This is a genomic window from Priestia sp. GS2 (assembly GCF_036409025.1).
GTDB lineage: Bacteria > Bacillota > Bacilli > Bacillales > Bacillaceae_H > Priestia > Priestia aryabhattai_A.
In genome coordinates this window covers 76,636-88,815 of sequence record NZ_JAZGJX010000001.1, presented here as the reverse complement: position 1 = coordinate 88,815, position 12,180 = coordinate 76,636, and the positions used below count along the sequence as shown (strand labels likewise).

The following is a 12,180-nucleotide window of genomic DNA, read 5'->3' as shown; positions in this document are numbered from 1 at the left end:
TGCCATCTGGCAAAAGCTTATCTTTTTAACATTCGATATAATCGACCGTTAACATAGAAAAAATAACTCAAAGACCCGCCTGCTTTTATAAGCCTTTTAGCACTTCGAGCTACTTTCTTTTGGCTTCGAACTTTTTGATCTGATAAATAAACACCTAGTAAACCTTGATAAATAAAGCGATGAAAATGAGCATCTGGTAAGTTTTTAGCATGCTCACCGGACTTTGTAACAAAGTGTAGAAATCGATTCATCATATCTTGATGATGAGGATAATAAAAGCAAAAGTTTAAATCTCCTCCTACCACATCTTCCTCTTGATCAATTAAATAGTCTAACAAGATATGCAACCCTTGAATATAAGGAAAGTATCCATTACGTACTTGCTCTGCATGTTGCAATGTAAAACCTTTTGTAAAACTATAAGCAGCTAAACAAAAGATTCCAAGTGTCGACCCTGAACATGCAGAAAATTCATACCATGACATCTGTGGTAATGCTTCCTTATGCTCTGAAAACCATTTCTCGAGCCTAGGTACACGTTCTTCTATTCGTACATGTTTATGTATCTGTAAGTCACAGTAGTACGTAGCTAGCTCAATTAAATAAGGTGCTACGATAGCATAGTTCACTGCTTTAGCCAACGTCTGTTGACATGTAAGAACGAGCGCATTAAGATATCCGCCGTCATCTTTATCATCTCGATAACGGTAATAGTCTTTTAATGGTGCACCAGGTGTTAAAGCATCTGGCATGGACTCATGGAGCGCAGCAAAATCTTTGGGATCGAGCGAATTGCTGCGATCACACAAATTGTCTAAATAGTCGCTAATGGTCTGATACGCAACGATAAATCGAATGCAGGCCTCCATTTGGTCTTTTGCCAAAATTGCTAGTATACCTCCTCCTTCACAGTGAAAGGTTTTGGTATTAATGCTATCTAAAGCCTGCGTTCTAAGCTCTATATTTGGTATTTTCTCTGCTTTTAAACGCCACTGCTTCAATTCTTTATGTACAGTTGGCATGATGCCTCGATAAATTTTCCCCATTAAAGACAAGGGATGAGACGGTATCTTCACAGGTTCCCCACCTCCGTTGTTTCAAGCTTTATTAAATATGAAGGTTAACAAAGCTATTTGCATATGTGAAAACATAATCTCGTTCAGGTTCATTAAAGATTTCATGATAAAGCTGAGGCCATTCTTTATAGATTTTTTCGCTTAAATCTACTTCGTCAAACCACTGCTTTACAATTAATTTTTCAATAATTTTATCTTCTCCAGCTTGCATAACAAGAAGTGGAACATCAGGCATTTTTTCAATATCACGAAACGCCATATTAATCGCTTCTACAAGTTCGCGATACCACCGAACCGAAACTTTTGTCACATACAATGAATCATTCTGATCTTCGTCTCTTACTTCTGGATTTCTTGTTGCTTTTTCTACAGTCAAGCCTAAGTCAAATAATTTCGTTGGCATTACTTTATTTAATCCTTTAGACAAGACGTCTAAATAAGCTGGAACTTGTTCTTTTAGACCTAGACATGGTGATGATAAGATTGCTCCCCATATTGGTAAGTTCTTCAACTGAAGTGTTCGAATAACAGCAAGCCCACCCATGCTATGTCCTAATAGAAAAATAGGTAAATCATAAGCTTGTGCTTCTTTTACCCAATTCTCAATTTCATGTACGTACTCGTCAAATGATAAGATGTGTCCTCTTCTTCTTGTTGTTAGACCTTGTCCAGGAAGGTCACCCATCACAACGTTCATACCGACTGAACGCCACATTTCGACTAGCCAGCGGTACCGTCCTTGATGCTCAGCTGCGCCGTGAACAATGACTACCACACCTTTTGGATTTTCTGTTTCCCACTTACGCATTAGAGTTACTCCCTTTCATTTGCTATTTACCTGTAAAAAAAAACTATGTACACTTACATTAGAAGATTATTACTCTTTTTTCAACTAATAAAGGAGATGAACGCATGATTTATCCTTATAAAGGAAAAACGCCATCTATTTCACCCACTTGCTATATCGCTGATTACGTAACAATTACAGGGGATGTAACGATTGGCGATGAAAGTAGCATTTGGTTTAATACTGTTATTCGTGGTGATGTGTCACCAACTATTATTGGAAAGCGTGTTAATATCCAAGAACAATCTACTCTTCACCAAAGCCCTAATTTGCCGCTCATCATTGAAGATGACGTAACAGTCGGTCATCAAGTTATTTTACATAGCGCACTCATCCGCAAAAACGCACTGATTGGAATGGGCTCGATTATCTTGGATGGAGCAGAAGTTGGAGAAGGTGCATTTATCGGAGCTGGTAGCTTGGTACCACCCGGAAAAAAAATCCCTCCTCATACACTTGCACTAGGCCGCCCTGCTAAAGTTGTCCGTGAATTAACGGATGAAGATATAAAAGATATGAACAGAATTCGCACGCAGTATGTTGAAAAAGGACAATATTATAAATCACTTACTCCGATTAACAAGTAATGAAACAAGCAGTGGTCAACTCCACTGCTTGTTTTTTGTACAGCGACCTTACTTAGTATGCACTAAATAAATCCACACATTCTTTACATAAGATTAGCACTGGCTCTACAAACATTCCTTACAATATAATATAGCGACTACACATTCGTTAAAAAACGAAAACATATACTTTTTTAACGTTTCATCGTCACCAATGACTTTATCTATGAACATAATGGGCTTAAAGGAGGTTGCTATATGCGAACAAAACTAATTCGTCAAGTTTATGATTGGGAGTGTCACTTGTTTCAAGTCGTAAATAAATATTTCGATTTCAAGCCCCTTAACACTTTTTTTCGCACGATTACCCATATCGGTGGGGCAACTTCAATGATTAGCCTGGCACTACTCCTGATGTTATTCATTGATCGCGCATCTTTATCACTTGCTTACGCATGCGCTTTATCTCTAGCAATCAGCCACATTCCTGTAGCGATTACAAAGAAAATTTATCCAAGAAAACGCCCTTACCTTCAATTAAAAGAAACAAAAGTATTGGATAATCCCTTACAAGATCACTCATTTCCATCCGGGCATACAACAGCCATTTTTTCATTTCTAGCACCCATTATGATTGCTGTACCTATTTCGATTTTCTTTTTATTTCCACTTGCTTTTTTAGTAGGCGTGTCGCGGATTTATTTAGGGCTTCACTATCCTACTGACGTATTTGTGGGCATGCTGTTAGGTGTATTTTCTGGAATTATTGGTCTACAGTTATTCTACTAAATCAAAGTGGAGGTGGTAGGATGAGGATTGCATTGATATCAGATACGTTTTCTCCTGAAATTAACGGAGTCGCAAAGACATTAGAGCGCTTTACTTATTACTTATCTCGTCAACGAATTGACTATGAGATTTTTGCACCTGAATCATCATCTCGCACATTTAGTCCATTACCCATTAATCATTCATTAAGTATACCATTTTTTCTTTATCCACAATGTCGGTTTGCTTTACCTAATATTGTAAAAATAAAAAAGAAGATAAGAGAGTTCAATCCTACTATTATGCATGTTGCTACTCCTTTTTCAATGGGTCTGAGTGGTATTCACGTAGCTAAAAAACTTAGCATTCCTTTAGTCGGTTCTCATCACACTGATTTTGAGCACTATCTTCCAAGCTACAAGTTGGGACACCTATCTCCTCTTCTGTGGAGATACATGAAATGGTTTTATGAACCGTTTGAAGAAATCTTTGTTCCTTCTCTTGAAACAAAAAAGCAGCTCTTAAATCAAGGCTTTAAAGATGTATCTATCTGGTCTCGAGGAGTCGATCATCATTTATTTCATCCCTACTATGATAAATTTGATATCCGCATAAAATATAATATAAAAAGACCTTATATTCTAACATACGTTGGACGTTTATCTCCTGAAAAAAACGTAGCATTTTTATTAAAGCTATCACGTTTACTTCCTAATCATCTACGTCACCAAGTACAATGGCTTATCGTTGGAGATGGACCTAGCAAAGAAGCACTAGAGCAAGAAGCATGTGATTCCATTACGTTCATTGACTTCTTAGAACATAAGCATTTAGCTAAACTATACGCAGCTTCTGATTTATTCATATTCCCTTCTGAAACGGAAACCTTTGGTAATGTTGTATTAGAAGCATTATCCTGTGGGACGCCTGTTATTGCTGCTAATGCAGGAGGGGTAAAACATATTGTTAGCAATAAGAAAAATGGCTACCTCTGTACCCCTAATTCACTTGAAGAGTTTATTGAATCCATCTGCACTTTATTAGAATCTCCCCAGCTTCGCTTAAGGTTCGGAGATGCTGCTCGTCGTTATGCTCTTACGCAATCGTGGGATTCTGTATTTGACCAATTACTGCTTCGCTACGAAGCAGTCGCGACTAAATCCACCCATGGGTTAGAATTTGTGCAATAAAAAAGTCGCTGCCTCTTTTGAGGCAGCGACTTTTCATTATTTCGCTAAAGCTTCTGCTTTTAAAGTTTCTGCTTTATCAGTGAACTCCCAAGGAAGCTCAACATCAGTACGGCCAAAGTGACCATATGCTGCTGTTTGCTTATAAATTGGGCGTCTTAAATCAAGCATTTTAATGATACCAGCTGGACGAAGATCAAAGTTGTTTCGTACTACTTCAACTAGTACTTCTTCCGTTACTTTACCTGTTCCAAATGTATCAATAGAGATTGAAACTGGTTGTGCTACACCAATTGCATATGCAAGTTGAACCTCACAACGATCAGCTAATCCTGCAGCTACAATGTTTTTCGCAACGTAACGTGCTGCATATGCTGCTGAGCGGTCAACTTTTGTTGCATCTTTACCAGAGAATGCGCCACCGCCGTGACGAGCGTATCCACCGTAAGTATCAACGATAATTTTACGACCCGTTAAGCCTGCATCACCTTGAGGACCACCAATTACAAAACGTCCTGTTGGGTTAATGAAGTACTTCGTGTTCTCATCAATTAATTCTTGTGGAACAACCGGATTAATTACATATTCTTTTAAGTTACGTTGAATTTGCTCTAACGTTACTTCTGGATGATGTTGAGTAGAGATAACAATTGTATCAACACGAACTGGTTGATTATTCTCATCATATTCAACCGTTACTTGCGTTTTACCATCCGGACGAAGGTAAGGTAAGATTTCTTCTTTACGCACTTCTGTTAAGCGACGTGCTAACTTATGAGCTAAAGAAATTGGTAACGGCATTAATTCTTTTGTTTCATTACAAGCGTAACCAAACATTAAACCTTGGTCACCAGCTCCAATTGCTTCAATTTCTTCATCAGACATTGAACCTTCACGAGCTTCTAACGCTTGGTCTACACCAGCAGCGATATCTGGAGATTGCTCACCGATTGCTGTGATTACTCCACAAGTATCCGCATCAAAACCATATTTTGCACGCGTATAACCAATTTCTTTAATTGTGTCGCGTACTGTTTTTTGAATATCTACATAAGTAGATGTTGTGATTTCACCACTTACTAATACTAAACCAGTTGTTACGCTTGTTTCACAAGCAACACGAGCATTTGGATCCTCAGCTAAAATAGCATCAAGAATTGAGTCAGAAATTTGGTCACAAATTTTATCTGGATGTCCCTCTGTAACAGATTCTGACGTAAACAGACGACGTTGTGTTGACATCAGTTTTCCTCCTTTAAATACGATACATTGTGATACGGTACTCATTCCCTTATTGTGTTCCATTTACATTTTTTCAATATAAAAAACCTTTCCTTGTATCGAGGAAAGGTATCAAGTTCTGCATAAGCCTTTCACTCTTATCGATCAAGGTTTATTCCCTTGCATCAGGTTAGCACCTTATCACCTCTATTGAAATGGGTGATGGTTGCTGGGTTTCATAGGGCCTGTCCCTCCACCAGCTCGGGATAAGAGAGTATCCGTTCAAGGACATATCATACAGGAAAATGCTCTATTATGTCAATAACATTCCTATGAAAATCATGCAAAGGTTGCATTTACCTTTCCTATTATTTACATAAATCTTCAATTAATAAGACCATTTCATAAAAACGATTTGTGTTCTCTAAAACAAAAAACTTTTCGCAACATTTGAACATTTTTACTCGAATAGTATAGACTATTTAAAGTAATGTGTTATACTAATTGTACATTTAAACATCATTTTAAAAAAAGGAAGGTAGTGCACATGAGTACTGTTAATATGTCTATTGAATTAGCCAATCTCCTGGAATCTGAAAAAGTGAATCACCAACTATCTGTTTCTCAATTAGTCGAAAAGATTTTAGAGCGACAAGAAGGCGTATTGACTTCTACGGGTGCTATTCAAGTTGAAACAGGAAAATATACGGGGCGTTCCCCACACGATAAATTCATTGTAAGCGATTCCTTAACCTCTCATACTGTTGAATGGGGAGATGTTAATCAACCTTTTTCATCTGAACGATTTGACGCACTTTATAAGAAAGTATTAGAACATTTAAAGGAACAAAACGAACTATTTGTATTTAATGGATATGCCGGCGCCGATGATAAATATCAGCTTCCAATCCAAGTGGTAAATGAATACGCATGGCATAATTTATTTGCTCATCAATTATTTATTCGTCCAGAAGACACAAAGCTAAAAAATGATGCTGAATCATTCTCAATTGTATCTGCTCCTACTTTTAAAGCTGTTCCAGACATTGATGGGACAAATTCTGAAACATTTATTATTATTTCATTTGAGCGAAGAGTTGTTTTAATTGGTGGAACAGAATATGCAGGTGAAATGAAAAAATCTATTTTCTCTGTGATGAATTTTTTACTTCCTCAAAAAGATATACTTCCTATGCACTGCTCGGCTAACGTTGGTAAGGAAGGCGATGTTGCGCTATTCTTCGGACTATCTGGCACCGGCAAAACAACGCTATCAGCTGATGCTACAAGAAGGCTAATTGGTGACGATGAGCATGGTTGGTCTAGTACAGGCGTATTTAACATTGAAGGTGGTTGCTATGCTAAATGTATACAGCTATCAAAAGAAAAAGAGCCTCAGATTTTTAATGCCATTCGATTTGGGACAGTTTTAGAAAATGTAGTGATTAACTCAAATACTAGAGTTGCAGATTACAATGATAATAGTTTAACAGAAAACACTCGTGCTGCTTACCCAATTCAAGCAATTGATAACACAATCTTACCAAGTGTTGCAGGACACCCTACGGCAATTGTTTTCTTAACGGCAGATGCATTTGGGGTTTTACCTCCAATTAGTAAACTAACAAAAGAACAAGCAATGTATCATTTCTTAAGTGGCTATACAAGTAAACTTGCCGGAACAGAACGTGGAATTACTGCGCCACAAGCGACGTTCTCTACTTGTTTTGGTGAGCCATTCTTGCCTCTTCCACCTACAGCTTATGCTGAAATGTTAGGTAAGAAAATTGATGAGCATAATGTAAATGTTTATTTGGTGAATACGGGATGGACCGGCGGAGAATACGGAGTTGGAGAGCGAATGAAGCTTGTTTATACACGTGCGATGGTTCAAGCAGCGCTAGAAGGCGAACTTATTAGCGTAGATACGGTTCAAGACCCAATCTTCGGACTTGAAATTCCTGCACATGTTCCTGGTGTTCCTGATGAAGTACTTCAACCAGTAAAGGCATGGAAGAATGCAAACTTATATGAGGAAAAAGCTCGCCAGCTAGCACAAAAGTTTACAAAAAACTTTGAGCGCTTTGCAAACGTAGCTCCAGAAATTTCACAAATGGGTGGTCCTATCATTTCAAAATAACGAAAAGCCGGAATTAATTCCGGCTTTTTTTAATTTGTAGAGTGTAACTTTATTAGCTCATATGTAACAACGGTTTTATTTTGCTCTAACTCAAGCTTTTTAATAACGCCCGTACCGACGCGTTCACCATTCTTTGTTTTATGAATACTAAGCGGAACCTCAAGAGGATATAAGCGGTAGCCTTTCTTTTCAATTTGAAATACATTATCTACTACTCGCTTCTCATTTCCTTTTGTAACAATCATCGTATTTAATTCTAGTGGCATTCCCATTCTTCTTACCTCCCTTTCTTTTCCTCTATTGTACAATGGTTTTTCTATGCTGGCATATCTTTTATTTTGTTTTCATCCATTCAGTTAAATTCTTGACTGTCTCTCGATTTTGCTTAGGAGGAAATGCATGAGGAAATTCATCAAAGTACCAGCTTTCTACAGGCTTTCTATGTTCCTTCAACATTTTCTCTAATTGATATGCATGCTCAATTGAAACGTTTGCATCTTCTTTTCCATGTATTAACAATACCGGTACATTCAGATTATGTGCGTGAGCTAGCGGTGAACGCCATTCATACCTGTCTGGATATTTTGAAGGTGTTCCACCAATAACCCTTTTCATCATACGTCTTAAATCTGTTCGCTCTTCATAGGTAAGAACCATATCCGTTACGCCTCCCCATAAAACAAGTGAACATGCTGCACTTTTTTCAATGGCAGTAAATAAAGCCATTACGCCTCCTCGTGAAAAACCAAATACATGAATTCGATTTTGATGAACTCGAGGGTGACTGACAAGCAAGTCATAGGCAGCAAAAGCATCATACCGATCATCTCCACCAAAATCTTCGTTACCTTCTCCTCCCTGATTCCCTCGATAAAATGGAGCCATAACAATGAACCCTTGAGATGCGAATTGGATTAGCCTCCCTGGCCTCACAGTGCCTATATTCTTTATACCTCCTCTTAAATATAAAAAACCATCATAGGTACCTTCTTCTTTTGGCTCCGCTAACATCCCCTTAATCTTTAAACCTTGACACATATACGTCACGATTGACAAAGAAATGCGTGGATTGGGAGATGGGAAAGGATATTGACTAATAATAGTTCCGTCCTTCATAAAAATCCTCCTTATCATTCAATCGTTTTTAACCAGGCATTCACACTATTTTATCCATTATCATACATTATTGTAGAAAAAGTCACGCTATCAGTCCTATTCCATGTATTGGCCTATAAATATGTTTCATCATAATTGATTTACAACCTTATTTTAACGTTAGGAGGAAATACCATGCGAAAACTAAAATGGCTGCTGTCCATCATTACTGTTTTTATTTTAACTTTCACTTTAATTGGCTGTGGTAAACAAGGTTCAATTGAAACTGTACGCGTAGGAGAGGTAACAAGATCCATCTTTTATGCTCCCCAATATGTAGCTATATCAAAAGGTTTTTTTGAAAAAGAAGGATTAAATGTAGAATTAAAAACTACGTGGGGCGGAGACAAAACAATGACTTCTCTTTTATCAGATGGCATAGATGTTGCATTAGTTGGCTCAGAAACCTCAATCTATGTAGCTGCACAAGGTTCTGATGATCCCATTATTAACTTTGCGCAACTCACGCAAACGGATGGGACGTTTCTAGTAGCACGTGAAAAAGTTGATAACTTTTCATGGGACCAGTTAAAAGGAAAAACATTCCTAGGACAGCGTAAGGGCGGCATGCCACAAATGGTTGGAGAGTACGTCTTAAAGGAACATAATATTGATCCTAAAAACGATTTAACACTTATTCAAAACATTGATTTCGCTAACGTTTCAAGTGCCTTTGCATCCGGAACTGGCGACTATGTCCAGTTATTTGAGCCAACGGCTAGCATTTTCGAAAAAGAAGGAAAAGGCTACATCGTAGCTTCTTTTGGTGAAGAATCAGGAAAAGTTCCTTATACCACGTTCATGTCAAAAAACAGCTTTTTGCAAGACAATCCAGAAACAGCTGAAAAATTCACAAGAGCCATCTATAATGCACAGCAGTGGGTTAATACGCATAGTGCAAAAGAAGTTGCTGAAGCAATTGCTCCTTATTTTGAAGACACATCAACCGATACAATTGAAATCGTTGTTGAGAGATATAAAGCCCAAAATTCATTTGCTACCAATCCAGTGTTAGATAAAGAAGAATGGGAAAACCTTCAGCGTATTATGGATGAAGCTGGTGAACTCCCTAAACGTATTGAGCATAAAACATTAGTCAACACCAAAATTGCAACTGATGTCATGGAGCAGTAACCATGTCAGGCCTGCAAATTACAAACGTCCACCACGTATATGTCACAATCAAATCAGCCACCACAGCTTTAGAAAACATCAACCTGTCAATTAAAGAAGGAGAATTTGTTTCTTTTCTAGGGCCTAGCGGATGTGGAAAAACGACACTTCTTTCTATCTTGGCTGGGTTAATTAAACCAACTTCAGGTGAAGTGAACATTAAAAACAAACTTGTTCAAGAGCCTACTGCAGAAGTTGGTTATATGCTTCAACAAGATTACCTGTTTCCTTGGAAGACGATAAAAGACAATATACTTCTTGGACTCACAATTCAGCGTAATCTCACAAAAGAGCATGAGCAGCGAGCATTAATGCTTCTAGAAGAAATGGGATTAAAAGGCGTTTCTGATTTTTTTCCACATCAATTATCTGGAGGAATGCGTCAACGTGTAGCACTTGTGAGAACACTCGCTACGAATCCGAGCATTCTACTTTTAGATGAACCATTTTCAGCTCTTGATTTTCAAACAAAGTTAAAGTTAGAAGAGCTTGTATCAAAAACGCTCATGACCTATGAAAAAACGGCGGTACTTGTTACGCATGATATTGGAGAAGCCATTGCGATGAGTAATCGAATCGTTTTATTTTCAGCCAACCCAGGAAGAATTGCTCGAATTTTTACTGTACCACCAATTCTTCAGACACTGTCTCCTTTTGAAGCTAGACAACACTCTGTGTATAACGACTTGTTCATGGAGATTTGGAAGGAGTTAGATCAACTTGAATCAGCCTCACAATCCTGATGTTTTACACCAACAATACAAAGCCGCAGTAAATAGCGAAAAGCGAATCATTCGTTTAGTTCAATTATTTATTTTCTTATCTTTTTTCGGAATATGGCAACTAGCTTCTTCATTCAAATGGATTGATCCTCTTATTTTCAGTTCTCCACTCCGAGTATGGAATTTATTTATTGAGAAAATAGGAGACGGTTCATTATTAGAACACATTGGTTTTACCTTGTTTGAAACTGTGCTTGGATTTATTATCGGAACGCTGTGTGGTATCATTTTAGCAACTTTGCTATGGTACTCCAATCGTTTAGCAAAGATTTTGGATCCCTATTTAGTTATCTTAAATGCTATGCCAAAGGTAGCTCTAGGACCGATTTTGATTGTAGCCATTGGACCTGGTTTCTTTTCCATTTTAACAATGGGCGCAATCATTTCCGTTATCATCACTGCTATTGTTGTCTACACAGCTTTTAAGGAAGTGGACCCAAACTATGTGAAATTACTACAAAGCTTTGGTGCTACTAAGCATGATTGTTTTAAACAAGCGATATTACCTTCTACAATGCCAGCAATTATTTCAACTTTTAAAGTGAATGTTGGTTTATCATGGGTAGGTGTAATTGTTGGAGAGTTTCTTGTGTCATCTAAAGGGCTTGGATATATGATCATTTATGGTTTCCAAGTGTTCAATTTTACTCTCGTTATTTTAAGCTTGTTGCTTATTGCTGTATTTGCAACTGGAATGTACCAAGGGATTTCCTATTTAGAGAAACGACTAACACGCCATTGATACTAATAAAGCCCTGTTGTCATGCATAACAGGGCTCTTTGTTTCTTATAAAAATGTACGCTTTACATGCTTCATCACGTACTGTAAAACATTATCTTTCATAATAAAACTGTATTTCGTATTTTTTTGAATTCCTTGTTCTGGAATTTCTTGAATAATGACTGGGCCTTTTGTTTCCATATAATCATCTTTTGGAACTAGATTTGAGACATTTGCAAAATAAATATTTTTTATAATTGTTTTTCCTTTACTAACTACTTTATACTGACCAATATACGAGAGGTTCTCTACCTCTCCACCTGTTTCTTCAAATACTTCTCGAACTGCCGCTTCCTCTGGAGTTTCCTCCAACTCCAACTTACCGCCCGGAAACTCCAATCCCCGCTTAGAATGATTAGTAAGCAACCATTGCCCTTTGTATCGACAAACAACCCAAACGTGACGAGGAGTTTTGGAAAACGGACTGCGTTCAAATGATAAAAAAACTTGATTATGGTATGCGTCCTTAAATGTGTACATCGTC

The 12,180-nt window shown here is 37.7% G+C and carries 13 protein-coding genes and 1 riboswitch; of the genes, 7 read left to right on the top strand and 6 right to left on the bottom strand.

The annotated features are described in order from the left end of the window. Positions 1 to 17: 17 nt before the first annotated feature. Both V2145_RS00505 and V2145_RS00500 read right to left on the bottom strand, forming a co-directional pair. Positions 18 to 1,076, bottom strand: a complete 1,059-nt coding sequence (locus tag V2145_RS00505; RefSeq protein ID WP_311856333.1) for a tetraprenyl-beta-curcumene synthase family protein — start codon at positions 1,074 to 1,076, stop codon at positions 18 to 20. Between the two features lie 31 nt (positions 1,077 to 1,107). Further along, a complete protein-coding gene (locus tag V2145_RS00500; protein WP_094911947.1) occupies positions 1,108 to 1,884 on the bottom strand; it encodes an alpha/beta fold hydrolase in 777 nt (258 codons plus the stop codon). A 104-nt stretch (positions 1,885 to 1,988) separates the two neighbouring features. On the opposite strand from V2145_RS00500, the gene V2145_RS00495 reads away from it, so the two are divergent. The 3 genes from V2145_RS00495 (at position 1,989) to V2145_RS00485 (ending at position 4,447) form a co-directional block, all read left to right on the top strand. Continuing rightward, entirely contained in the window at positions 1,989 to 2,510 is a 522-nt protein-coding gene (locus tag V2145_RS00495) for a gamma carbonic anhydrase (protein WP_330987245.1), read from the top strand. 237 nt (positions 2,511 to 2,747) lie between these two features. Next, the gene (locus V2145_RS00490) at positions 2,748 to 3,278 is read left to right on the top strand and encodes a phosphatase PAP2 family protein (RefSeq protein WP_210609289.1); all 531 of its coding nucleotides are present in this window, start codon (positions 2,748 to 2,750) and stop codon (positions 3,276 to 3,278) included. A 20-nt stretch (positions 3,279 to 3,298) separates the two neighbouring features. Next, the gene (locus tag V2145_RS00485) at positions 3,299 to 4,447 is read left to right on the top strand and encodes a glycosyltransferase family 4 protein (RefSeq protein ID WP_311856325.1); all 1,149 of its coding nucleotides are present in this window, start codon (positions 3,299 to 3,301) and stop codon (positions 4,445 to 4,447) included. A 36-nt stretch (positions 4,448 to 4,483) separates the two neighbouring features. On the opposite strand, the gene metK is transcribed toward V2145_RS00485, so the two are convergent. Beyond that, positions 4,484 to 5,686, bottom strand: coding sequence for a methionine adenosyltransferase (gene metK / locus V2145_RS00480; protein WP_094911951.1), 1,203 nt, complete (start codon positions 5,684 to 5,686; stop codon positions 4,484 to 4,486). A 134-nt stretch (positions 5,687 to 5,820) separates the two neighbouring features. Next, positions 5,821 to 5,938: riboswitch (SAM riboswitch) on the bottom strand. A 274-nt stretch (positions 5,939 to 6,212) separates the two neighbouring features. Here metK and pckA point away from each other — a divergent pair. Further along, positions 6,213 to 7,805, top strand: a complete 1,593-nt coding sequence (gene pckA / locus V2145_RS00475) for a phosphoenolpyruvate carboxykinase (ATP) (RefSeq protein ID WP_131888427.1) — start codon at positions 6,213 to 6,215, stop codon at positions 7,803 to 7,805. A gap of 29 nt (positions 7,806 to 7,834) precedes the next feature. Here pckA and V2145_RS00470 read toward each other — a convergent pair whose 3' ends face one another. Then, complete coding sequence (locus tag V2145_RS00470) at positions 7,835 to 8,077, bottom strand: DUF2584 domain-containing protein (RefSeq protein WP_094911953.1); 243 nt, start codon at positions 8,075 to 8,077, stop codon at positions 7,835 to 7,837. 61 nt (positions 8,078 to 8,138) lie between these two features. Beyond that, the gene (locus tag V2145_RS00465) at positions 8,139 to 8,921 is read right to left on the bottom strand and encodes an alpha/beta hydrolase family protein (RefSeq protein WP_131888428.1); all 783 of its coding nucleotides are present in this window, start codon (positions 8,919 to 8,921) and stop codon (positions 8,139 to 8,141) included. 174 nt (positions 8,922 to 9,095) lie between these two features. On the opposite strand from V2145_RS00465, the gene V2145_RS00460 reads away from it, so the two are divergent. The 3 genes from V2145_RS00460 to V2145_RS00450 are packed head-to-tail and all read left to right on the top strand — an operon-like array spanning position 9,096 to position 11,657. Continuing rightward, entirely contained in the window at positions 9,096 to 10,094 is a 999-nt protein-coding gene (locus V2145_RS00460; RefSeq protein ID WP_131888429.1) for an ABC transporter substrate-binding protein, read from the top strand. A gap of 2 nt (positions 10,095 to 10,096) precedes the next feature. Beyond that, positions 10,097 to 10,876, top strand: coding sequence for an ABC transporter ATP-binding protein (locus V2145_RS00455; RefSeq protein ID WP_131888430.1), 780 nt, complete (start codon positions 10,097 to 10,099; stop codon positions 10,874 to 10,876). Continuing rightward, on the top strand, positions 10,854 to 11,657 hold the full coding sequence (locus V2145_RS00450; RefSeq protein WP_094911956.1) for an ABC transporter permease: 804 nt from the start codon (positions 10,854 to 10,856) through the stop codon (positions 11,655 to 11,657). Before V2145_RS00455 ends, V2145_RS00450 begins: the two co-directional genes overlap by 23 nt. Before the next feature lie 45 nt (positions 11,658 to 11,702). Here V2145_RS00450 and ytkD read toward each other — a convergent pair whose 3' ends face one another. After that, positions 11,703 to 12,176 carry an RNA deprotection pyrophosphohydrolase gene (gene ytkD / locus V2145_RS00445; RefSeq protein WP_094911957.1) on the bottom strand — a complete coding sequence of 158 codons (474 nt, stop codon included), beginning with the start codon at positions 12,174 to 12,176 and terminating at the stop codon, positions 11,703 to 11,705. Positions 12,177 to 12,180: the final 4 nt, after the last annotated feature.